20 protein-coding genes are annotated in these 21,284 nt (G+C 73.4%); 7 read left to right on the plus strand and 13 right to left on the minus strand.

Features of this window, described 5'->3' with window-relative positions:
* Nucleotides 1-14 precede the first annotated feature (14 nt).
* Both AC1VWI_RS22530 and pdhA (AC1VWI_RS22535) read right to left on the minus strand, forming a co-directional pair.
* A complete protein-coding gene (locus AC1VWI_RS22530) occupies nucleotides 15-989 on the minus strand; it encodes an alpha-ketoacid dehydrogenase subunit beta (RefSeq protein ID WP_499512829.1) in 975 nt (324 codons plus the stop codon).
* A gap of 2 nt (nucleotides 990-991) precedes the next feature.
* Nucleotides 992-2,143, minus strand: coding sequence for a pyruvate dehydrogenase (acetyl-transferring) E1 component subunit alpha (pdhA, locus tag AC1VWI_RS22535; protein ID WP_499512830.1), 1,152 nt, complete (start codon nucleotides 2,141-2,143; stop codon nucleotides 992-994).
* 310 nt (nucleotides 2,144-2,453) lie between these two features.
* Between pdhA (AC1VWI_RS22535) and AC1VWI_RS22540 the strand changes: the two genes are divergently transcribed.
* From AC1VWI_RS22540 to AC1VWI_RS22550, 3 genes are all read left to right on the plus strand, one after another.
* Nucleotides 2,454-3,158 carry a response regulator gene (locus AC1VWI_RS22540; RefSeq protein WP_499512831.1) on the plus strand — a complete coding sequence of 235 codons (705 nt, stop codon included), beginning with the start codon at nucleotides 2,454-2,456 and terminating at the stop codon, nucleotides 3,156-3,158.
* A gap of 94 nt (nucleotides 3,159-3,252) precedes the next feature.
* A complete protein-coding gene (locus AC1VWI_RS22545; protein ID WP_499512832.1) occupies nucleotides 3,253-3,933 on the plus strand; it encodes a GntR family transcriptional regulator in 681 nt (226 codons plus the stop codon).
* The gene (locus AC1VWI_RS22550) at nucleotides 3,933-5,237 is read left to right on the plus strand and encodes an MFS transporter (protein ID WP_499512833.1); all 1,305 of its coding nucleotides are present in this window, start codon (nucleotides 3,933-3,935) and stop codon (nucleotides 5,235-5,237) included. The genes AC1VWI_RS22545 and AC1VWI_RS22550 overlap by 1 nt, the downstream gene beginning before the upstream one ends.
* A gap of 15 nt (nucleotides 5,238-5,252) precedes the next feature.
* Here AC1VWI_RS22550 and AC1VWI_RS22555 read toward each other — a convergent pair whose 3' ends face one another.
* Complete coding sequence (locus tag AC1VWI_RS22555) at nucleotides 5,253-6,083, minus strand: maleylpyruvate isomerase family mycothiol-dependent enzyme (protein WP_499512834.1); 831 nt, start codon at nucleotides 6,081-6,083, stop codon at nucleotides 5,253-5,255.
* Nucleotides 6,084-6,214: 131 nt separating this feature from the next.
* Here AC1VWI_RS22555 and AC1VWI_RS22560 point away from each other — a divergent pair, with 131 nt between their 5' ends.
* The 3 genes from AC1VWI_RS22560 to AC1VWI_RS22570 all read left to right on the plus strand — a co-directional run bounded on the left by AC1VWI_RS22560 (nucleotide 6,215) and on the right by AC1VWI_RS22570 (nucleotide 8,500).
* Complete coding sequence (locus AC1VWI_RS22560) at nucleotides 6,215-7,015, plus strand: carbon-nitrogen family hydrolase (protein ID WP_499516887.1); 801 nt, start codon at nucleotides 6,215-6,217, stop codon at nucleotides 7,013-7,015.
* Nucleotides 7,016-7,106: 91 nt separating this feature from the next.
* Nucleotides 7,107-7,475, plus strand: a complete 369-nt coding sequence (locus tag AC1VWI_RS22565; protein ID WP_499512835.1) for a pyridoxamine 5'-phosphate oxidase family protein — start codon at nucleotides 7,107-7,109, stop codon at nucleotides 7,473-7,475.
* Nucleotides 7,472-8,500, plus strand: a complete 1,029-nt coding sequence (locus tag AC1VWI_RS22570) for a phosphotransferase (protein ID WP_499512836.1) — start codon at nucleotides 7,472-7,474, stop codon at nucleotides 8,498-8,500. The genes AC1VWI_RS22565 and AC1VWI_RS22570 overlap by 4 nt, the downstream gene beginning before the upstream one ends.
* Nucleotides 8,501-8,519: 19 nt before the next feature.
* Here the strand turns inward: AC1VWI_RS22570 and AC1VWI_RS22575 are convergent, their stop codons facing one another.
* Nucleotides 8,520-10,088: a protein kinase domain-containing protein gene (locus AC1VWI_RS22575; RefSeq protein WP_499512837.1), complete on the minus strand. Its 1,569-nt coding sequence runs from the start codon at nucleotides 10,086-10,088 to the stop codon at nucleotides 8,520-8,522.
* A 245-nt stretch (nucleotides 10,089-10,333) separates the two neighbouring features.
* Between AC1VWI_RS22575 and AC1VWI_RS22580 the strand changes: the two genes are divergently transcribed.
* On the plus strand, nucleotides 10,334-12,100 hold the full coding sequence (locus AC1VWI_RS22580) for a Stk1 family PASTA domain-containing Ser/Thr kinase (RefSeq protein ID WP_499512838.1): 1,767 nt from the start codon (nucleotides 10,334-10,336) through the stop codon (nucleotides 12,098-12,100).
* A gap of 115 nt (nucleotides 12,101-12,215) precedes the next feature.
* Here AC1VWI_RS22580 and AC1VWI_RS22585 read toward each other — a convergent pair whose 3' ends face one another.
* The 9 genes from AC1VWI_RS22585 to pdhA (AC1VWI_RS22625) all read right to left on the minus strand — a co-directional run bounded on the left by AC1VWI_RS22585 (nucleotide 12,216) and on the right by pdhA (AC1VWI_RS22625) (nucleotide 21,243).
* Nucleotides 12,216-12,779, minus strand: coding sequence for a bacterial proteasome activator family protein (locus tag AC1VWI_RS22585; protein WP_499512839.1), 564 nt, complete (start codon nucleotides 12,777-12,779; stop codon nucleotides 12,216-12,218).
* Between the two features lie 171 nt (nucleotides 12,780-12,950).
* Nucleotides 12,951-13,307: a hypothetical protein gene (locus AC1VWI_RS22590; protein ID WP_499512840.1), complete on the minus strand. Its 357-nt coding sequence runs from the start codon at nucleotides 13,305-13,307 to the stop codon at nucleotides 12,951-12,953.
* Between the two features lie 75 nt (nucleotides 13,308-13,382).
* Complete coding sequence (locus AC1VWI_RS22595; RefSeq protein ID WP_499512841.1) at nucleotides 13,383-14,354, minus strand: NAD(P)H-quinone oxidoreductase; 972 nt, start codon at nucleotides 14,352-14,354, stop codon at nucleotides 13,383-13,385.
* Nucleotides 14,355-14,364: 10 nt separating this feature from the next.
* The gene (locus AC1VWI_RS22600; RefSeq protein WP_499512842.1) at nucleotides 14,365-15,435 is read right to left on the minus strand and encodes a potassium channel family protein; all 1,071 of its coding nucleotides are present in this window, start codon (nucleotides 15,433-15,435) and stop codon (nucleotides 14,365-14,367) included.
* A complete protein-coding gene (locus tag AC1VWI_RS22605) occupies nucleotides 15,432-16,841 on the minus strand; it encodes a molybdopterin molybdotransferase MoeA (RefSeq protein ID WP_499512843.1) in 1,410 nt (469 codons plus the stop codon). Before AC1VWI_RS22605 ends, AC1VWI_RS22600 begins: the two co-directional genes overlap by 4 nt.
* Complete coding sequence (locus AC1VWI_RS22610) at nucleotides 16,838-17,749, minus strand: NTP transferase domain-containing protein (RefSeq protein WP_499512844.1); 912 nt, start codon at nucleotides 17,747-17,749, stop codon at nucleotides 16,838-16,840. The genes AC1VWI_RS22605 and AC1VWI_RS22610 overlap by 4 nt, the downstream gene beginning before the upstream one ends.
* A gap of 28 nt (nucleotides 17,750-17,777) precedes the next feature.
* On the minus strand, nucleotides 17,778-19,121 hold the full coding sequence (locus AC1VWI_RS22615; RefSeq protein WP_499512845.1) for a dihydrolipoamide acetyltransferase family protein: 1,344 nt from the start codon (nucleotides 19,119-19,121) through the stop codon (nucleotides 17,778-17,780).
* The gene (locus AC1VWI_RS22620; RefSeq protein ID WP_499512846.1) at nucleotides 19,121-20,146 is read right to left on the minus strand and encodes an alpha-ketoacid dehydrogenase subunit beta; all 1,026 of its coding nucleotides are present in this window, start codon (nucleotides 20,144-20,146) and stop codon (nucleotides 19,121-19,123) included. Before AC1VWI_RS22620 ends, AC1VWI_RS22615 begins: the two co-directional genes overlap by 1 nt.
* Nucleotides 20,143-21,243, minus strand: coding sequence for a pyruvate dehydrogenase (acetyl-transferring) E1 component subunit alpha (pdhA, locus tag AC1VWI_RS22625; RefSeq protein ID WP_499512847.1), 1,101 nt, complete (start codon nucleotides 21,241-21,243; stop codon nucleotides 20,143-20,145). Before pdhA (AC1VWI_RS22625) ends, AC1VWI_RS22620 begins: the two co-directional genes overlap by 4 nt.
* Nucleotides 21,244-21,284 lie beyond the last annotated feature (41 nt).

Genomic DNA, 21,284 nt, shown 5'->3' on the forward strand with positions numbered 1-21,284 from the left:
TCACAACCCTCTCCTCAGAACGCCAGCGATCGGTCGACGGCGTCCAGCACCCGGTCCAGGCCGGGCAGGTACTCCTCCTCCACCCGGGCCGGCGGGTACGGGGCGTGGAAGCCGCCGACCCTCAGCACCGGGGCCTCCAGGTGGTAGAAGCACCGCTCGGTGATGCGGGCCGCGATCTCCGCGCCCATGCCGAGCTGCACCGGCGCCTCGTGCACGACGACCAGGCGGCGGGTCTTCTCCACCGACGCCTGGACGGCGTCGAAGTCGAGCGGGGACAGCGACCGCAGGTCCACGACCTCCAGGCTACGGCCCTCCTCGGCGGCCGCGGCGGCCGCCTCCAGGCAGACCTTCACCATGGGGCCGTACGCGGCCAGGGTGAGGTCGGTGCCCTCCCGGGCGGTACGGGCCTTGTGCAGCGGCGCGGGGATGCCGTCGGTGTCGACCTCGCCCTTGTCCCAGTAACGGCGCTTGGGCTCGAGGAAGATCACCGGGTCGTCGGAGTCGATCGCCTGCTGCAGCATCCAGTAGGCGTCCTGCGGGGTCGACGGGGAGACGACCTTGAGCCCGGCGGTGTGCGCGAAGTACGCCTCGGGCGACTCGCTGTGGTGCTCGACGGCGCCGATGCCACCGCCGTAGGGGATGCGAATGACGACCGGGAGCTTGATCTTGCCCAGGGCGCGCGCGTGCATCTTGGCGAGCTGGGTGACGATCTGGTCGTACGCGGGGAAGACGAAGCCGTCGAACTGGATCTCCACGACGGGGCGGTAGCCGCGCAGGGCCAGGCCGATCGCGGTGCCGACGATGCCGGACTCCGCGAGCGGGGTGTCGATCACCCGCTGCTCGCCGAAGTCCTTGTGCAGACCGTCGGTGATCCGGAAGACACCGCCGAGCTTGCCGATGTCCTCACCCATGAGGACGACCTTGGGGTCGGTCTCCAGGGACTTGCGCAGTGCCTCGTTGAGGGCCTTGGCGATGGTCATCGTTGCCATGGTCAGTGACCCTCCGTGCTGTCGGCGAAGGACGCCTGGTACTCCGCGAACTGGGCGCGCTCCTCGTCGACGAGGGCGTGGCCGTCGGCGTAGATGTTCTCGAAGATCGACATGGGGTCGGGGTCGGGCATGGCGCGCACGGCCTCGCGGACCCGCTTGCCGAGCGCCTCGCTCTCCTCCTCGACACCGGCGAAGAAGGCCTCGTCGGCGATGCCGTCCTTCTCCAGGTAGCTGCGCAGCCGCAGGATCGGGTCCTTGTGCTCCCACTGCTCCCGCTCCTCGTCGAGGCGGTAGCGGGTGGGGTCGTCGGACGTGGTGTGGGCGCCCATGCGGTAGGTGAAGGCCTCGACGAGCATCGGTCCCTGGCCGGAGCGGGCGTGCTCCAGGGCGGCACGGGTGACCGCGAGGACCGCGAGGACGTCGTTGCCGTCGACCCGCACGCCGGGGAAGCCGAAGCCGGCGGCGCGCTGGTAGATCGGGACGCGGCTCTGCTTCTCGGTGGGCTCGGAGATCGCCCACTGGTTGTTCTGGCAGAAGAAGACCACGGGGGCGTTGTAGACGGCGGCGAAGGTGAAGGCCTCCGCGACGTCGCCCTGGCTGGAGGCACCGTCGCCGAAGTAGGCGATGACGGCGGAATCCGCGCCGTCCTTGCTGATGCCCATCGCGTAGCCGGTCGCGTGCAGCGTCTGGGAGCCGATCACGATCGTGTACAGGTGGAAGTTGTTCTCGTTCGGGTCCCAGCCGCCGTGGTTCACCCCGCGGAACATGCCGAGCAGGTTGACCGGGTCCACCCCGCGGCACCAGGCGACGCCGTGCTCGCGGTAGGTGGGGAAGACGTAGTCGTCCGGCCTGGTGGCCCGCCCGGAGCCGATCTGTGCGGCCTCCTGGCCCAGCAGCGACGCCCACAGACCCAGCTCGCCCTGCCGCTGCAGGGAGGTGGCCTCCGCGTCGAACCGGCGGGTCAGGACCATGTCCCGGTACAGACCGCGCAGCTCTTCGGGGCTCAGGTCGATGGAGTACTCACTGTGCTGGACGCGCTCGCCCTCGGGGGTCAGGAGCTGCACCAGCTCCGGCTCGCCCTCACGGCGCTTCGCTCCACCGCGCGTGCCCGTACGGGGCGTACGGGGCTTCGCGGCAGTGCTTTTCACGCTCACGCTTGCTCCTCCGTCTGTCCGGCCCCCGGGATCCGCCGGCGGCCAGTGCGGCTCCTGCCCGACTCGTCGCGGCGCACGGGGTGTGTGCGGCACGGCCGAGCCGGGAGTGTTGGTCGACCCGGCAGGCAGCCCTGCGAAGTGAACGTTACCCACACCTCCCGCTTTCGCGCGAAGGGTGTTCTACCTGCGGTTTTGTTTGGATTTCCTAGTAAATGGGCGTTCTCGCAGGCCACCGGGACAACGGCACGGTATCCCGAGGATCGATTCTTCGTAAGAGGTCGGCGCGGGTCGCGTGTGCAACGCTGAAGTTGTGACCGAAAAGTCGGTAATCACGGTGTTCCTACTGGACGACCACGAAGTCGTCCGGCGCGGGGTGCACGAGCTCCTCGCCGCCGAGGACGGGATCGAGGTCGTCGGCGAGGCCGGCACGGCCGCCGAGGCGCTGGCCCGGATCCCGGCCGTGCGGCCCGACGTGGCGGTGCTGGACGTCCGGCTGCCGGACGGCAGCGGCGTCGAGGTGTGCCGGGAGATCCGCTCCTCGCAGCCCGGCGTCGCGTGCCTGATGCTCACCTCCTACGCGGACGACGAGGCGCTCTTCGACGCGATCATGGCGGGCGCGTCGGGCTACGTGCTGAAGGACATCCGCGCCACCGACCTGGTCGGCGCCGTACGGGACGTCGCCGCCGGCCGGTCACTGCTGGACCCGGTCGCCACCGCCCGCGTCCTGGAGCGCCTGCGCGGCGGCGGGGAACGCCAGGAGGGCCGCCTCGCCGACCTGACCGACCAGGAGAAGCGGATCCTCGACCTCATCGGCGAGGGCCTCACCAACCGGCAGATCGGCGACCGGCTGCACCTCGCGGAGAAGACGGTCAAGAACTACGTCTCCTCCCTGCTCGCCAAGCTCGGGATGCAACGGCGCACCCAGGCCGCCGCCTACGTCGCCCGGCTGCGCAGCGGCGGCTCGCCGGGGCCGGACACGGGAGCGGGGACGGGCCCGGGTCGGTCCGGATCCTGACGGTCCGGATCCGGGCCCCGGCGACCCACGTACCAGTCCGTATGCCGGACGTGGGCTGCTGGCGCATACGTCTTGTATCTATGATGTGCGCATCATGACCCGGAGCCCCGTCGCGACCGCCGGCACCACCGCCGAGCCGGCCGCCAAGCAGCCGCCCGCCGCCGAGCGGGTCTACACGCACGTCAAACAGGCGGTCCTCGACCGCCGCTACGAGGGCGGCACCCTCCTGAGCGAGGGCGAGCTGGCCGAGGCCGTGGGCGTCTCGCGCACCCCGGTCCGCGAGGCGCTGCTGCGCCTGGAGGCCGAGGGCCTGCTGAAGCTCTACCCGAAGAAGGGCGCCCTGGTGCTGCCGGTCTCCGCGCAGGAGATCGCGGACGTCGTGGAGACCCGGCTGCTCGTGGAGCGCCACGCGGTGATGAAGGTGGTGCCTGCCCCACAGCGGCTGCTGACCCGCCTGGAGGAGCTGCTGGACGAGCAGCGCGGGCACGCAGCGACGGGCGACCTGGCCGCCTTCGCGGCGGCCGACCGCTGCTTCCACGCCGAGATCGTGCGCGCCGCGGGCAACCGCATCCTGGCGCACCTGTACGACCAGTTGAGGGACCGTCAACTGCGCATGGGGGTGGCGACGATGCACGCGGAGCCGGGCCGGATCGCCAAGAACGTCGCCGAACACACCGAGATCCTCCACGCGTTGCGCGCGGGGGACGCCGCCCTGGCGGCCACGCTGGTCGAACGGCACGTCAGCTGGGTGAAGTACCTGGCCAGGGGCGAGTGATGGCAGCGAACGCCACCCCGGCCGGCGAACCGCCCGGCGGCACCAAGGCGGTCGCGGTCTGGAGCATCGGCACCCTCGTCTACACGGTCGCGGTCGTGCACCGCACCAGCCTCGGCGTCGCCGGGATCGACGCCGCGGAGCGCTTCCACATCGGCGCCTCGGCGCTGTCCACCTTCTCCATCCTGCAGGTGCTGGTCTACGCGGGCATGCAGATACCCGTGGGCCTGATGGTCGACCGCCTCGGCACCAAGAGGGTGCTGAGCATCGGCATCGTCCTGTTCACCCTGGGCCAGCTCGGCTTCGCCCTCTCCCACACCTACGGCACGGCCCTGGCCGCCCGCGCGGTGCTGGGCTGCGGCGACGCCATGACCTTCGTGAGCGTGCTGCGGCTGGGCTCGCGCTGGTTCCCGGCCCGCCGCGGGCCGATGATCGCGCAGGGTGCCGCGCTGTTCGGCGTGGCGGGCAACCTGCTGAGCACCGTGCTGCTCGCGCGGCTGCTGCACTCCGCGGGCTGGACCCCCACCTTCGTCGGCACGGCGCTGGGCGGCGCGCTCGTCCTCGTCCTGGTGCTGGCCTTCATGAAGGACCACCCCGAGGGCTTCGCGCCGGCGCCCGCGGAGCACCCCGGACGCGGTTACGTGAAGCGGCAGATCGCCGCCGCCTGGCGGGAGCCCGGCACCCGGCTGGGGATGTGGACGCACTTCACCACCCAGTTCTCCGGGATGGTCTTCCTGCTGCTGTGGGGCCTGCCGTACCTCGTCGAGGCCCAGGGACTGTCCCGCGAGACGGCCGGCACCCTGCTGACGGTCGTCGTGATCGCCAACATGGTCTTCGGGATGCTCTTCGGGCAGATCATCGGCCGCCACCACGGTGCCCGGATGCCGCTCACCCTGGGCGTCGTCGGGGCGACCGCGGTGATGTGGGCGGTGGTCCTGGTCTGGCCCGCGGACCACGCCCCGCTGTGGCTGCTCGTGCTGCTCTGCGTCGTGCTGGGCACCTGCGGCCCGGCGTCGATGATCGGCTTCGACTTCGCGCGCCCGGCGAACCCGCCCGAGCGCTTCGGCACGGCCTCCGGCATCGTCAACATCGGCGGGTTCACCGCCTCGATGGCCGCGCTGCTGGCCATCGGCGTCCTGCTGGACGCCAGCGGCGACGACTACCGGGTGGCGTGGAGCAGCGTGTTCGTCCTGCAGGCGCTGGGCCTGGTCCAGATCCTGCGGCTGCGCGGCCGGGCGGCGCAGCTGGAGCGGCAGCGCATCGCCGTCAGCCGCGTCGAGAGCGTCCACGTCCCCGCGGGGACATGAACGCTCCCCCCGGCGTCACTGTGTGACGGCGATGTTCGCCAGGATCGCGGCGGCCAGCGCCTGGTCGCCCTCGGTCTTCAGCCGGCCCTCCACCGCGTGCGCGCGCGTACGCCCGCAGCTCAGCCGGACGAAGGTCTCCCAGTCCAGGGTCAGCGTGACCGCGGGGCCGAGCGAGACGCTGCCGTCGATCGTGCCCTGGCCGTCGGTGTCGACCCGGACCGTCCGCATGAACTCCAGCTCGCCGTGGACGTCGAACACCACGGCGGAACCCGCCGGGGCGCCCGCGCGCTCGGCGACCACCTTGGGCAGCTCGGAGAGGATGTGGTCCCGGGCGACGACCGCGCCCGGGGAGTCGAGGTTGCCGGGCTCGCCCAGCGCCCGGCGCAGGTCCTGCTCGTGCACCCACACGTCGAAGACCCGCCACTGCAGCAGCCCCTCGAGGGTCATCTCCCTGCCCATGGGGCCGCGGACGGTGTCCTGCGCGCCACGGGTCTCGTTCCGCAGCTGCCGGGACCGGCGGATGATCGTGTAGTCGAGCTCGCCGACGACCTCCGGCGCGGTGTGGTGCCGCCGCTTGTCGACCGGCACCTCCACGTAACGGGCGTGCTCCGTGGTCATGTGCCGCAGGTCGCTGGGGAGCGTGTGGATCGGCCGGGGATCGCCGAGCAGCTCGCACTCGAACCCGATCACGTGCGACACGATGTCGCGCACGGACCAGTACGGGCACTCGGTCGGCCGGTTCCAGGCGCCCGCCGGAACGGGGCGGACCAACTCGGCTATGGATTCTATGGAGTGGGTCCAGGCGTCGATGTACGGCTGGATCTGGCTGTGGACGGTGCCGGTCACGGGACCCCTCGACGGTCGGGCGCGGTCGTGGTGTGCGCCTTAAATTACGCTGCGCAGTGACACCACGGGAGTGCTTTCGTGTGACGATCGTAGGCCCGCAAGAACATGCCGAACTCATGGGCGGTGGTACTGTGCGCGTTTCCCTGCTCCAGATCGACGTCGACCCCGGCGAAGCGGTGGACGCCCGGCGTGAACGGGTCGCGTCGCTCGTCCGCGGACAAGCCGGGTCGGACCTGGTCGTCCTGCCCGAACTGTGGCCGGTCGGCGCCTTCGCCGCCGATCTTTTCCAGCCAGAGGCCGAGCCGCTCCAGGGCCCCACCGCGCAGGTGATGAGCGCCGCCGCGCTCGACGCGGGCGTGTGGCTGCACGCGGGCTCGATCGTCGAGCGCGCCCCCGACGGCGCGCTGTACAACACCTCGCTGCTCTTCTCCCCCGACGGCGAACTGCGCGAGACCTACCGCAAGATCCACCGCTTCGGCTTCGACCAGGGCGAGGCCGTGCTCATGCACGGCGGCGACCGCGTCGTCACCACCGACGTCCAGGGCGTCCCCGTGGGCCTGGCCACCTGCTACGACCTGCGTTTCCCCGAGCAGTTCCGGCTGCTCGTCGACGCGGGCGCCACCGTCGTCCTGCTCCCGGCCGGCTGGCCCGCGCGGCGCCGCGAGCACTGGACCCTGCTGGCCCGTGCCCGCGCGATCGAGTCGCAGGCCTACGTGGTGGCCTGCGGCACCGCGGGCACCCACGCCGGGGTGGAGCTGGCCGGGCACAGCCTCGTCGTCGACCCCTGGGGCGCCGTCCTCGCCGAGGCCGGACCGGGCGAGGAGGTCATCACCGCCGACCTCGACCCCGGCCTGGTGGCCAAGACCCGGACGGACTTCCCGGTGCTGCGCGACCGCGTGCTCGGGCTGCCGGTGCCGGATTCGGCCGGTTGAGGCGGTATGGCCCCATCAGGGACCATCGGCCCCGGAGGTGGGGGCGGAGTGCTCTGCGCCTGCGGGGGGCCGGCCCGGCAAGGTGGTTCCCATGGAACTCGAGGGGCGCGCTGCGCTGGCGCTGCTGGGAAAGGTCCGGTACGGGCGGCTGGCGCTGACGCGGGGGGCCCTGCCGTACATCGCCGTGGCCCGGCACGTCGTCGCCGACGGCTCCGTGCTGATCCGCACCGACCGCTCATGGGGCGTGGACGGCACGGTCGTGGCCTACCAGGCGGACGACGTCGAAGCGGGCTGGGCGGTGCAGTTCCTCGGGACGGCACGCGCCTTCCATCCTTCGACGGCGCAGCGGGCGCTCTTCGGCACAGATCGTCAAAACGATACAAGCCGGGAGCCGGGCCATGTGTACGTACGTCTCGACCCGCGAGTCCACCACCGGAATGATCTAGCATCTGCCTGGTGATCGGGAGTTCGGCGACGGCGCCGCCCTCCGCCGGGACACTGGACACCCTGCTGCGCCGATACACGGACGCCGGCGCCCCGCTGTCCTGCGAACCCGTTGCCCAGGGCCTACTGAACCGGGGATTCCGGCTGGCCACCACCAGCGGCCGCTACTTCCTCAAGCTGTACGTCGACGGCGCCACCGCCGACTCCGCCGTCATCGCCCGCCAGCACCGGACGACCCAGCGGCTGGACGAGGTGGGCCTGCCCGTCGCCTCCCCGGTGCCCGACGCCGACGGCCGTACCGTCGCCGTGGTCGGCGGCCGCTGCTTCGCGCTCTACCCGTGGGTGGAGGGGCGGCACCGCGAGGGCGGCGAACTCACCACCGCCGACTCCCGCCGCCTGGGCGCCTTGCTCGGTCTCGTCCACACCACCCTGGCCCAGGTGCAGCCCGCCCCCGAGCCGGGCCGGCACGCCAGCGCCGACCCCGAACTGACCTACGCGCTGATCACCGCGCTGCTGCGGCGGGTGCGCGCCAGCGCCCCGCGCGAGACCTTCGACGAACTGGCCGAGCACCGGCTGCTGGAGCGCCGCGCCCTGCTGGAACGTCACGCCCACCGCCGCCCGCCCGACGCGGCCGGCCCGGTGTCCGGCTGGGTGCACGGCGACTTCCACCCGCTCAACCTGCTCTACCGCGAGGACGAACCCGTCGCCATCGTCGACTGGGACCGGCTCGGCGTGCAGCCGCGCGCCGAGGAGGCGGTACGGGCCGCCGTGATCTTCTTCGTGCAGCCCGGCGGCGCCCTGGACCTCGACAAGATCCGCGCGTACGCCCGGGCCTACCGCGCCGCCGCGGGCGTATCCGGGGACGAACTGGCCGCGGCCGTGCACCGGGTGTGGTGGGAACGGCTCAACGACTTCTGGATGCTGCGCTGGCGCTACGTCCTCGACGACCGCAGGACCGACCCCCTCTTCCCGGCCTCGTCCGCCCTGGTCGTCTGGTGGACCGCGGCGTACGAGGCCGTGCTGGAGGCCTTCACGGGCTGACCCGGCGGTGGGCGGCCGGTCAGCCGCCCGTGAGGCCGCCGTCCGCGGCGCCCTCGGTGCCGGCCGTGCCGCCGGACACGTCCCCCGAGGTCCCCTCGGTGCCGCCGGTCTCGGACGCGGTCGGCGTCGGCGTGGGCGGCGCGGAGGTGGCCGGGGTGCTCGGCTTCTGCGTCGGCGTCACGGGGGTCGAGGGGGCCTGCGAGGTCGGCCGCGTGTAGGAGGGGCTCGGGGTGTACGAGGGCTGCTCCGAGACGCTGCCGCTGCTGTCCTGCGTACCGCCCGTCGAGTCGTCCTGGGTCGGCTGCGACGTCGGCTTCTCCGGCTGTGACCGAGTGGGTGTCACCTTCTCCGCCGGGGGCGCCTTGTCGCCGGTCTTGGAGACGGCGAAGTAGATGCCGAGCGCGACCGCGAGCACCGCCGCGATCACGAACAGCACGGGCTTCACCCACCGCCCGCCGCCGTGCGGGGGCCGTCCGTCGTCGTAGCCGTGGCCGCCGCCGTCACCGCCGGGCGGGCCGAGCAGCAGGGGCGGCTGCAACTCCGCGGTGGTGTGCGGGTGCTGCTGCCCGTACTGCGGGGGGACGCCCATCGGCGCGGTCGGGGCGGCGTTCGCCACGGGCACGTAACCGGTGTTCCAGGTGCCGGTGTGACCGCCGCGCTCGCTCAGCATGGCCAGCGCGTACTGGACGACGCCGCGCATCTCCTCGGCGGTCTGGAAGCGGTCGTCCGGTTGCTTGGCCAGCGCGTGCAGCACCAGCCCGTCCAGCTCCGGCGGCACCCGGTCGCTGAGCTCGGAGGGCGGGCGCGCCTCGTCCTGGACGTGCTGGTAGACCACCGACAGCGGGGTCTCACCGGTGAACGGCGGCCTCAGCGCCAGGAGTTCGTAGAGCAGGCAGCCCGTCGCGTACAGGTCGGAGCGGGTGTCGACCGTCTTGCCGAGCGCCTGTTCCGGCGACAGGTACTGCGGGGTGCCCATGACCATGCCGGTCTGCGTCATCGTGGTCGAGGCGCCGTGCAGCGCCCGCGCGATGCCGAAGTCCATCACCTTCACCGCGCCGGTGTTGGTGATGATCACGTTCGCCGGCTTGATGTCCCGGTGGACGATGCCGTGCGCGTGGCTGTAGGCCAGCGCCTCCAGCACGCCCGAGACGATGATGAGCGCCTGGTCGACCGGCGGCGGCTCGTCGGAACCCACCAGCAGGTCGCGGATCGTGCGGCCCTCCACGAGTTCCATCACGATGTAGGGCACGGTGCCGCCCGGCGTGACGTCCTCGCCCGAGTCGTACACCGCCACCACCGCATGGTGGTTGAGCCCGGCGACCGACTGCGCCTCGCGCGTGAAGCGGGCCTTGGACACCGGGTCCTCGGCGAGGTCGGAGCGGAGCAGCTTGACGGCCACCGTCCGCCCCAGGCGCACGTCCTCCGCCGCGAAGACCTCGGCCATGCCGCCGCGTCCGAGACGCCCGGTCAGCCGGTAGCGGCCGTCGCCCACCAGGCCCGCGGCGCCCCACAGCTCGGGCGAGTCGGGCACGCCCCGGCCGTCGGCAGAGGGCTCGTCAGGGCCCCCGGCGGCTGTCGTCTGTGCCATCAGTCCTCGCCGTCGATCGTCGCCGTACAGGGTCCTCCAGCGCACCACGCTACCGCGTTCCAGGACGGACGCGCTCCCGTGGCACCCGTGCCCCCGATGAAGGGATTCATACGCATCCGGTGACGAACAGGTCAACGAACTTGACCTGTCCAGGCCGTCCGGCAGACTGGGCGGTCAGGATCGGGGCAACTGTCTTGTGCGTACGCGCGGTGCGCCCAGGGGGATCGTCAAGGGGACGGGTACGGATGAGCGGGGACGGCACGCGGGGCACTCATTCGGGGCGTTCGGTCGGCAACGGTCGCTACGTCCTCCGCGACCTGCTGGGCCAGGGCGGCATGGCGGCCGTGCACCTGGCACACGACACGGTGCTGGACCGGCCGGTGGCCGTCAAGACGCTCCACACCGACCTCGGCAGGGAACAGTCGTTCCGCGAGCGGTTCCGGCGCGAGGCGCAGGCCGTCGCCAAGCTCAACCACACCAACATCGTCTCGGTCTTCGACTCCGGCGAGGACACCGTCGACGGCGCGCTCGTGCCGTACATCGTCATGGAGTACGTCGAGGGCAAGCCGCTGCGCGAGGTGCTCGACGAGGACATCGCGCAGTTCGGGGCCATGCCCACCGAGAAGGCCCTGAAGATCACCGCGGACGTGCTCGCGGCGCTCTCCGAGAGCCACAGCATGGGCCTGGTCCACCGCGACATCAAGCCGGGCAACGTGATGCTCACCAAGCGCGGCGTGGTGAAGGTGATGGACTTCGGCATCGCCCGCGCGATGCAGTCCGGCGTCTCGTCGATGACGCAGACCGGCATGGTGGTCGGCACCCCGCAGTACCTGTCGCCGGAACAGGCACTGGGACGCGGCGTGGACGAGCGCTCCGACCTGTACTCGGTGGGCTGTCTGCTCTTCGAGCTGCTCACCGGACGGCTGCCCTTCGACGGCGACTCCCCGCTGTCCATCGCCTACCAGCACGTCCAGGAGCTCCCGCCGGCCCCGTCGGCGCTCAACCGGGCGGTGCAGCCGGGCGTCGACGCGCTCGTCGCGCGGGCCCTGAAGAAGAACCCCGCCGAGCGCTTCCCCACCGCCGACACCATGCGCGACGAGGCGGAGCGGGTCGCCGCGCCGGCGCGCGGCGCCGGGACCACACCGCTGATCATCGGCGGCGGACCGCGCCCGCGCGGCCGCGGCGAGGAGGTCTCCTCCGCGGTCTTCCCGCCGGTGCAGGGGGACCTGCGCACCCCGCCGCCGAACGTGCAGACCCCGTACCAGGCCCCGGCTCCTTACCCGCGGCCCCAGCCGCAGCCGCAGCCGCAGCAGCGCTGGGGCACAGCAGGCCAGGGCGGTCCCGCGCACACCCCGCCGCCCGGCCCGGGCCCGGCCTACGGCTACCCGCAGAACGCCCCGCACGCGCCCCACCAGACCCACCAGCCCCATCCACAGGCCGTGCAGCAGCACGCCACCCCGCCCTACACGATGCGCCCGGGCACCCCGGCGGGCAGCGGCCGCAGGGGCGGCGGCGCCTCGACGGCGGTCGTCGCCATCGGCGCCACGGTCGCCGTGATCGCGGTGGTCGTGGTCGTCGTCATCGCGATGTCGATGGGCGGCAAGGGCGATATGGGGGACACCGGCGGCACCCCCACCTACGACTCCCGGGGCAACGCCTCCGCCACCGCCCGCGAGGAGACCCCCTCGCAGCCGGCGGGTGACGAACCCGCGCCGGGCGTCAGCCAGGCCGACCAGACCCGCACCATCGACGCCTCGCGCTGCACCGAGGCCACCAAGAGCTACCTGGGCGACGACCCGGACGCCGTGGTGATGCCGGACTTCTTCACCAAGTACGTCGACTCCGTCAAGTCCTGCATGGACGCGGCCGGTTGGGAGTACGAGGTCAAGTACCGCAACGAGCAGATCTACGGGAAGGGCGCGGTCGTCGACCAGAAGCCCAAGACCTACACCGCGCTCAAGCCGGAGAAGGACAAGATCACCATCTGGGTCTCCACCGGCCAGGGCGGCTGACCCGCCCCGGGCGGGCCCTCGCGGCGACGACGGAGGGGCAACGACGGACGGCGGGTGACCCCTCGGGTCCCCGCCGTCTGTACCTACGCGTACGTACCGTCCGGATGCCGACCGCTCACAGATAAGGGCCGGTGCGCGCCCCGCCCGGGGCGTGCCCCTCCTCGTCGCCCTCGTGGCCCACACCGGGCGGCAGCGCACGGCGCATCTGCTCCAGCTGGGCGCGGGCGGCCATCTGCTGCGCGAACAGGGCGGTCTGGATGCCGTGGAAGAGGCCCTCCAGCCATCCCACCAGCTGCGCCTGGGCGATCCGCAGCTCGGCGTCGCTCGGCACGCCGTCCTCGGCAAAGGGCAGCGAGAGCCGCTCCAGCTCCTCGACGAGCTCGGGGGCGAGCCCCGCCTCCAGCTCCTTCACGGAGCTGTGGTGGATCTCCTTCAGGCGCGCCCGGCTCGCCTCGTCCAGCGGCGCCGCCTTGACCTCTTCCAGGAGCTGCTTGATCATGCTGCCGATCCGCATGACCTTCGCGGGCTGTTCGACCATCTCCGTCACGGGCACCTCGCGCTGCTCGTCGCCTTCTCCGGCGCGGCCGGCGTGTCCGCCGCCGCCGAGGGCCATCCCGTCCGGGCCGACGACCAGGACCTGCGGGCTCTCCTGCGACCGTTCGTTCATCGGCATCTCCATGCCGCCATTGTCGCGCACCGTCGCCCCTCCGGGATTTGTGCCCCCCGCCGCCCCGCGCTACCCCTCCCGCGCGGCACTCGTCCGCCTCGGCCAGGCCGGCCCGGTGCGCGACCCGGACGTGTGCGCGGCCGGTGGACGTGCCGGGGACCGGTGTGCGGGGGGCGGGCGACGTCAGCGGCCACGGCGCAGCCGCAGGCCGAGGAAACCCAGACCCAGCCCGATCAGCACCAGCCCCGCACCGAGCGGCAGCACCTCCAGCACCCGTCCCACGGGCGCCCGGACGGCGGCCGGGCCCTGGTCCTGCGGTTCCTCGACGTGGACGGGGAGCGTCGCGGAGGGCCGGCCGTCACCGTCGCCCGGGGTCGCGGGCGGCTCCGCCCGCCCCGGGTGCCTGCGCCCCTCGCCGGCCTCGCTGCCGGCCGGCCCGGAGGACGCCGCCGGATGGGGCGGGGGCGGCGCGGCCGCGCCGGTGACCAGGAGGGCGACCCCGGTCACCGTCGCCGCCACGACCACCTTCCGCAACTCCATGCTTTCAGCGTCACACGGAGCGTCATGGGCGGCCAGTCGTGCCCACCGGGCCCGTACCGGCCGTCCGGCGGCGGCTCATACCGTGAGCAGCACCTTGCCGACGTGGGTGCTGGCCTCGACCAGCCGGTGCGCCTGCGCCGCCTCGCTCATCGGCAGGGCGCGGTCCACCACCGGGCGCACCACGCCGGACTCCAGCAGCGGCCAGACGTGCTCCCGCACCGCCGCCACGATGGCCGCCTTCTCCTCCAGTGGCCGTCCACGCAGTGACGTCGCGGTGATCGCGGCCCGCTTGGCCAGCATCTTGCCGAGGTCGAGCTCGCCCTTGACGCCGCCCTGGAGCCCGATGACGGCCAGCCTGCCGTTGACCGCGAGGGCGTCGACGTTCCGGCCCAGGTACTTCGCGCCCATGATGTCGAGGATGACGTCGGCGCCGCCGAACGCCTCCCGCACCTCGGCCGTGAAGTCCTGCTCGCGGTAGTTGATCCCGAGGTCCGCGCCCAGCTCGCGGCACTTCGCGAGCTTGTCCTCGCTGCCCGCGGTGACCGCGACCTTGGCGCCTACCGCCTTGGCCAGCTGGATCGCCATCGTGCCGATGCCGCTGGAACCGCCGTGGACCAGCAACGTCTCGCCGGGGCGCAGGTGGGCGACCATGAAGACGTTGGACCAGACGGTGCAGACGACCTCGGGCAGGGCCGCGGCCTCGACGAGCCCCACGCCCTTGGGCACCGGCAGCAGCTGACCGGCGGGGACGGCCACCTTCCCGGCGTAGCCGCCGCCCGCGAGCAGCGCGCACACCTCCTCGCCCACGGTCCAGCCGCTCACCCCCGGGCCGAGGGCGGCGACGCGACCCGAGCACTCCAGGCCCGGGTAGGGGGACGCACCGGGTGGCGGGTCGTAGAAGCCCTGCCGCTGCAGCAGGTCGGCACGGTTGACGGCGGTCGCGGCGACCTCGACCAGCACCTCGCCCTCGGCGGGTACGGGATCGGGGACCTCGGCCCAGACGAGCGCGTCCGGGCCGCCGGGTTCGGGGATGGTGATCGCATGCATGGGGCCGACGCTACCCCTGCGGGACGTGCGACGGGTCGTCCTGACTCGTCCTGTGGATGACGATGAGCCGATCGGTCAACTGCAGGGGGCTCGCCTCGGGGTTGTCGTGGTCGAGCATCCGGTGGCCGCGCTTGACGACCACCACCAGGTCGGCGACCTCCCGCGGATCGAGCCCGGCCTCTGCCTTGGTGACGGGACGCTCGATCAGGTCCAGCCCGCTGCCGTAGGTGATCAGCTCCTCCATCACCTCGCCGGCGCTCGGGCTGAGCATCGACATCCCGAGCAGCCGGCCCGCCGCGCCGGAGCTGGTGACGACGGCGTTGGCACCGGACTGGCGGAGCAGCGGGGCGTTCTCCTCCTCGCGCACGGACGCGACGATGTTGATCCGCTTGCTCAACTGGCGGGCCGTGAGCGCCACCAGGACGGCGGTGTCGTCCCGTTGCGCGGCGATGATCAGCTCCTTGGCCCGCTGGATCTCCGCACGCAGCAGGACGGCGTTGCGGGTCGCGTCACCGGTGACGCCCGCGAACCCGGCGGCGACCGCGGACTCCACCGCCTTGGGGTCGGGGTCGACCACCACGATCTGCTGGGCGGGCACGCCGTGCCCGGTCAGCGTCCTGGCCGCGGAACGTCCCTTGGTGCCGTATCCGACGATGACGGTGTGGTCGCGCACGGTGGACCTCCAGCGCTGCTGCCGGTACTGCTCGCGGGTGCGCTCGGTGAGCACCTCCAGAGTGGTGCCGACGAGGATGATCAGGAAGAGCACGCGAAGCGGCGTCACCAGGAGCACATTGGTCAGCCGCGCGCTCGGGCTGTACGGGACGACGTCGCCGTAGCCGGTGGTGGAGAGGGTGACGGTGGCGTAGTAGACGCAGTCCAGCAGCGACATCGAACCGCCGGCGTTGTCGTGGTAGCCGCCCCGGTCCAGGTACACGATCAGCACGGTGAGCACCAGGACGAACAGCGCCATCAGCAGCCGCCGGACGACCTGGCGCAGTGGGCCGACGGGGCTCTTGTGGGGCAGGTGGACGACGTCGCCGTCCGCCCACCCGGTGGTGCGTCCGCGGCCCGCGTCCCTCACAGCCGCCCCCAGCCCGTCTCCAGGACGGCCGTACGGTCGCCCTTGACGGCTCCGCCGGGCGGGATGACGGCCATGCCGTCGGCCGTCGCGATGCCGCGCAGCATGGCGGGACCGCTGAAGTGCAGCGGGGCCGCCTGCGACTCCTCGTCGACGACCACCGGCACCAGGCGGGTGTCGGTGGGGTGGCCGTGCACGTCGCCGGTCAGCCGCGCCTCGTACGCCACAGGGGCCGGGCGGCCCGCGAGCGCGCGCAGCAGGGGGACGGCCAGGGTCAGCACCCCGGAGACCGCCGCGAGCGGGTTGCCCGGCAGGCCCACCAGGCGGCCGCCACCGGGCAGTTCGGCCAGCAGCATGGGGTGACCGGGGCGGACCGCGACGCCGTCGACGAGCAACCGCGCGCCGATGCGCTCCAGCACGGGGTGGACGAAGTCCACCGGGCCGCCCGCCGTGCCGCCTGTGGTGACGACGAGATCGGCGGTGGACGCGGTGACGGCGTCCTGCAGCAGGCCGGCGTCGTCCTTGAGCCGCCGCGCGCGAACCGTGCCGGCCCCGAGCGCGGTGAGCCATGCGGGCAGCAGCGGGCCGAGCGCGTCCCGCACCCGTCCGCCGCCGGGGGCGCCGGCGTCCAGCAGCTCGTCGCCCAGGACGAGGACCTCCACCGAGGGCCGCGCGGTGACGGTCAGTTCGTCGTAGCCCGCCGCCGCGGCCAAGCCGAGCACCGCGGGCGTGACCAGCACGCCGGCCGTCAGCAACTCGTCGCCGCCACGGCACTCCTGGCCGCGGGGCCGCACGTCCTGCCCGGGCCCGGGACCGCCCCGCGTGGCGTGCAGGTGCCCGTCGGCGGTGACGCGTCCGTGCTCCCGGCGCAGCACCGCCGTCGTGCCGGGGGGCAGTGCGGCCCCGGTGGCGATGACGGTCGCGTGGCCGTCGAGCAGCGGGGCCGCGGAACGCTGCCCGGCCAGGACGCTGCCTTCGGTGCGCCACGGGCCGGGGCCCGCGACGGCCCAGCCGTCCATCGCGGAGGTGTCGAAGGCGGGCAGGTCCGTGAGCGCGGTCAACGGCTCGGCCAGCGCGTGCCCCAGAGCGGCGCCGAGCGGCACGGACAGCCGTCCCAGCGGTCCCGCGGCGGAGCCTGCGATGTGCCGCGCCCGCGGCCACGGCAGGTCGTGGTGCCCGCCGTGGGCGCCGGCCCGGGTCCCGCCGTGCGTCCGGCCGTCGGTCCCGTGGGGACGGGGGAGGGACGACCGGGAGCCGTCGGCGCCGGTGCCGCCTGATGATGGCTGCACGGGGTCGTACCGCCCGGTGGCCCGCCCGTTGGCCAGGGCGAGCGCCGCGGCCAACTCGTCGTCGGCGGCGTCCCCGGCACCGGTGTCGCGGGCACCGCCCGCCGCACCCGGCAGGTTCATGCGCCCGGGTCCCCGCTCTCCGCTTCCTTCGCCCACCGCTCGGCCAGCGCGGCGGCGCGCCTGACGGCCTCCGCGACGGCCTGCTCGCCGCCGCCCGCCGTGGCCGCCGCGTAGCCCACCAGGAAGGTGGTCAGCGGCGCGGCAGGGCGGTCGACGCCGTGCGCGGCGTCCCGGGCGAGATCGAGGAGCATACGGATGTCGACGTCGAGGTCGATGCCGAGTTCGGCCTTGGCTGCGGTGATCCATTCATCCAACACGCCCCCATGCTCCCTGATGCGGGCCCGGGCTGTGGAGAGGTCGTCCCAGGTGTCGCAGTCGAAGGAGGCCTGCCCGGTGGGGTCGGGCAGCCTCCGCAGGGCCAGTTCACCGGTGAGCAGACGCAACGGCAGCCCGGCGAGGGTCCCGTGCTCGGCGGCGATCAGCGCAAGGTGCTGGCGCAGCGCCTCCGTGCGGTAGGCGGCCGCCAGCGTCTGGTCACGGCCGTCGGGATCGGTGAGCACGACCCCGTCCTCGCCCTGCCCGCCGCGCAGCGAGGTGAGCAGCGCGCCCACCGTCGCACGGGAGAGGAACGGCAGGTCGGCGGCGAGCACCAGCACGACGTCCGCGGTGACCTCGCGCAGCCCGGCGGAGAGCGCGGGCAGCGGGCCCCCGCCCGGTGGTTCCTCGCGGGCCCAGGCCACCGGGCGGACGGTGGGGCGGCGCGGGCCGACGACCACCGTGGTGGCCGCGCCCGCGCACGCGTCCAGGACACGGTCGATCAGCGCGCGCCCGGCGACCGGCAGTCCCGGCTTGTCGGCCCCGCCGAGGCGCCTGGCGGCGCCGCCGGCGAGGACGACCGCGTCGTAGGGCTGCTCGTGCGGCGAACGCGGCGAGGGGTGGTCACGCGGCTCACCTGGCTCCGGAGTCATGCCCGGAGTATCGCCCACCGTGACGCGTTCACACCGCCCGGAGCAGCACCGCCGGTTGTTCCACGCAGTCCGCGACGAAGCGGAGGAAGCCGCCCGCCGTGCCGCCGTCGCACACCCGGTGGTCGAAGGTGAACGACAGCTGGACCACCTGACGCACCGCCAGCTCGCCTTGGTGCACCCACGGCTTGGGGGTGATCCGGCCGACGCCGAGCATCGCGGCCTCGGGGTGGTTGATGATCGGCGTGGATCCGTCGACACCGAACACGCCGTAGTTGTTGAGCGTGAAGGTGCCACTGGTCAGCTGGGCCGGGGTCAGGCCGCCGGCGCGGGCCGCCTCGGTGAGCCGGCCGATCTCCGCCGACAGCTCCTCGGTGCTGCGCCGGTGGGCGTCCCGGACGACCGGCACGACCAGGCCGCGATCGGTCTGCGCCGCGAAGCCGATGTGCACCTGCGGCAGCACGACGATCTCACCGCGCTCGGTGTCCACCGTGGAGTTGAGCTCCGGGTAGCGGGCCAGGGCCGCCGCGCAGATCCGCGCGAACAGCGCGAGCACCGAGACCTTGGGACCTCCCGCGGCGTTCATCGCCGCCCGTGCCGCGAGCAGCTCCGTCGCGTCGGCGTCCACCCAGCAGGTGGCGTCGGGGATCTCCCGCCTGCTGCGGCCGAGCTTCTCGGCCACGGCGCCGCGGATGCCGCGCAGCGGGATGCGGGTGCCCTCGGCGGCGGGGGCCGCGGGCGCCGCGGGGGCGGCCACGGTGACCGGCGCCGCGGACCCGGTCGTGATGGCCCGTTCCACGTCGGAACGCAGGATCAGCCCGTCGGGGCCGGAGCCCGTCAGCGCGCGCAGATCGAGGCCGTGCTCACGGGCCCTGCGCCGCACCAGGGGGGAGATGACGGCGACGGGACCCTCGTGCCGGACCGGCGCGGCGACCGCGGCCACCGGGACCGGGACGGGCACCGGGACCGGGGCGGCGGTGGCCGGCGCGGGACGCACCCGGCGGCGCCGGGCCGCGGGGCCGCTGGTTCCGTAGCCGACCAGCACGTTGCCGGATCCGGAGTCGCCGTCGGCCGCGGCGGCCGGGGCGGCGGGTGCGGGTGCGGGTGCGCCGGTGGCGTGCCCGTCGGGGGAGCCGACCGCGACCGTCAGCAGCGGCCGTCCGACGTCGAGGGTCTGGCCCTCCTCGCCGAAGCGCGCGGTGACCACGCCGCCGTAGGGGCAGGGCACCTCGACCACGGCCTTGGCCGTCTCGACCTCGACGACCGGCTGGTCGATGGCGACGACATCGCCGACCTGCACCAGCCAGCGCACGATCTCGGCCTCGGTCAGCCCCTCACCCAGGTCGGGGAGGGCGAACTCGCGGACGACGGCCATCACGCCTCCTCCCACTGCAGGCGCCCGACCGCGTCGAGGATGCGGTCGACGCCGGGCAGGTGGTGCCGCTCCAGCATCGGCGGCGGGTAGGGGATGTCGAAGCCGGCGACCCGCAGGACCGGGGCCTCCAGGTGGTGGAAGCAGCGCTCGCTCACCCGGGCGGCGATCTCGGCGCCCACACCGCCGAAGCCCGAGGACTCGTGGACGACGACCGCGCGGCCGGTACGGCGCACCGACGCGGTGACCGTCTCGTCGTCGAAGGGCACCAGGCTGCGCAGGTCGACGACCTCCAGGTCCCAGCCTTCCTGCACCGCGGCCTCGGCCGCCTCCATGCAGACCGTGAGCGACGGGCCGTAGGTGATGAGCGTCGCGGAGCGGCCGCTGCGGCGGACGACGGCCCGTCCGATGGGGGCCACCTCCTCCGGCGCGTCCACCGACCAGTCGGCCTTGGACCAGTACAGCCGCTTCGGCTCGAGGAAGATCACCGGGTCGTCGGAGGCGATCGAGGCCCTCAGCAGCCCGTAGGCGTCCGCCACCGTGGCGGGGGTGACGACGTGCAGCCCGGGGGTGTGCGCGTAGTACGCCTCGGAGGCGTCGCTGTGGTGCTCGACGCCGCCGATGCCGCCGCCGTACGGCACCCGGATGGTCAGGGGCAGCGGCATGGTGCCGCGCGTACGGTTGCGCATCTTGGCGACGTGGCTGACGAGCTGCTCGAACGCCGGGTAGGCGAAGGCGTCGAACTGCATCTCGACCACGGGGCGCATGCCGTACATCGCCATGCCCACGGCCGTGCCGAGGATGCCGGCCTCGGCGAGCGGGGTGTCGGTGCAGCGGCTGTCGCCGAACTCCTTGGCGAGGCCGTCGGTGATCCGGAAGACGCCGCCGAGGGTGCCGATGTCCTCGCCGAAGAGGTGGACCGACGGGTCCTCGGCGAGGGAGTCGCGCAGCGCGCGGTTGAGCGCCTGGGCCATGGTGGCCGGCTTGCGTCCGGTGGCCACGGGGGTCGCGGTGGTGGCGGTGCTCATGACTGTGCCTCGGCCTCCAGCTCGGCCCTCAGCATCGCGGCCTGCTCGCGCAGCTGCGGGGTGGGCTCGGCGTAGACGTGTGCGAACAGGTCCATCGGGTCGAGGACCGGGTCCTCGTTCATCCGTTCCCGCAGCGCGGCGGCCATCCGCTCCGCGTCCTCCTCGGCGGCGCGGACCATCGCGTCGTCGAGCAGGTCGCGCTCGCGCAGGGCGCGCTCGAGCACGGCGATCGGGTCGTGCTCGCGCCAGGCCTCGACCTCGGCGTCCTCCCGGTAGCGGGTGGCGTCGTCGGCGTTGGTGTGGGCGTCCACGCGGTAGGTGATCGCCTCCACCAGGGTCGGGCCGCCGCCCTCGCGGGCGCGGGCCACGGCCTCGGTGAGCACGGCGTGGACGGCCGCGACGTCGTTGCCGTCGACGAGCCGCCCGGGCATCCCGTAGCCGACGGCCTTGTGGGCCAGCGACGGGGCGGCGGTCTGCTTGGCGAGCGGCACCGAGATGGCGAAGCCGTTGTTCTGCACGAGGAAGACGACGGGGGAGTGCCACACGGCGGCGAAGTTCAGCGCCTCGTGGAAGTCGCCCTCGCTGGTGCCTCCGTCGCCGACCATGGCCAGGGCGACGACGTCGTCGCCCTTGAGCCTGGCGGCGTGCGCGAGGCCCACGGCGTGCGGCAGCTGGGTGGCCAGCGGCGTGCTGAGCGGGGCTACCCGGTGCTCGCGCGGGTCGTAGCCGGTGTGCCAGTCACCGCGCAGCAGCGTCAGCGCCTCGACGGGGTCGACGCCGCGGGCGACGGCGGCCAGGGTGTCGCGATAGCTCGGGAACAGCCAGTCCTGGGGCTCCAGGGCGAGTGCCGCGGCGACCTCGCACGCCTCCTGACCGGTGCTGGAGGGGTAGACGGCCAGTCTGCCCTGCTTGGTGAGCGCGGTGGCCTGCCGGTTGTAACGGCGGCCGCGCACCAGCTGTCCGTACATCGTGGTCAGCACTCCGGCGTCGAGCGCGCCTGCCTCGGGGGTGCCGAGCAGTCGGTACGGCTCAGGGTCGGGCAGCAGCGGCGCCGGGTCGGTGCGGGGTTGCCAGACGTGCTGGTCCAGGACGGTCATCGCGAGCACCTCCTCGTGGGCGTGTTCGGTGGGGGGAGCGG

It is taken from the genome of Streptomyces sp. TOM-9, from assembly GCF_056858595.1.

Coding starts and splice junctions, on each gene's coding strand:
- AC1VWI_RS22530 (WP_499512829.1), bottom strand. CDS start 989: ATGGCAACGATGACCATCGCCAAGGCCCTCAACGAGGCACTGCGCAAG.
- AC1VWI_RS22545 (WP_499512832.1), top strand. CDS start 3,253: ATGACCCGGAGCCCCGTCGCGACCGCCGGCACCACCGCCGAGCCGGCC.
- AC1VWI_RS22550 (WP_499512833.1), top strand. CDS start 3,933: ATGGCAGCGAACGCCACCCCGGCCGGCGAACCGCCCGGCGGCACCAAG.
- AC1VWI_RS22565 (WP_499512835.1), top strand. CDS start 7,107: ATGGAACTCGAGGGGCGCGCTGCGCTGGCGCTGCTGGGAAAGGTCCGG.
- AC1VWI_RS22575 (WP_499512837.1), bottom strand. CDS start 10,088: ATGGCACAGACGACAGCCGCCGGGGGCCCTGACGAGCCCTCTGCCGAC.
- AC1VWI_RS22580 (WP_499512838.1), top strand. CDS start 10,334: ATGAGCGGGGACGGCACGCGGGGCACTCATTCGGGGCGTTCGGTCGGC.
- AC1VWI_RS22585 (WP_499512839.1), bottom strand. CDS start 12,779: ATGGAGATGCCGATGAACGAACGGTCGCAGGAGAGCCCGCAGGTCCTG.
- AC1VWI_RS22590 (WP_499512840.1), bottom strand. CDS start 13,307: ATGGAGTTGCGGAAGGTGGTCGTGGCGGCGACGGTGACCGGGGTCGCC.
- AC1VWI_RS22595 (WP_499512841.1), bottom strand. CDS start 14,354: ATGCATGCGATCACCATCCCCGAACCCGGCGGCCCGGACGCGCTCGTC.
- AC1VWI_RS22605 (WP_499512843.1), bottom strand. CDS start 16,841: ATGAACCTGCCGGGTGCGGCGGGCGGTGCCCGCGACACCGGTGCCGGG.
- AC1VWI_RS22610 (WP_499512844.1), bottom strand. CDS start 17,749: ATGACTCCGGAGCCAGGTGAGCCGCGTGACCACCCCTCGCCGCGTTCG.
- AC1VWI_RS22615 (WP_499512845.1), bottom strand. CDS start 19,121: ATGGCCGTCGTCCGCGAGTTCGCCCTCCCCGACCTGGGTGAGGGGCTG.
- AC1VWI_RS22620 (WP_499512846.1), bottom strand. CDS start 20,146: ATGAGCACCGCCACCACCGCGACCCCCGTGGCCACCGGACGCAAGCCG.
- pdhA (WP_499512847.1), bottom strand. CDS start 21,243: ATGACCGTCCTGGACCAGCACGTCTGGCAACCCCGCACCGACCCGGCG.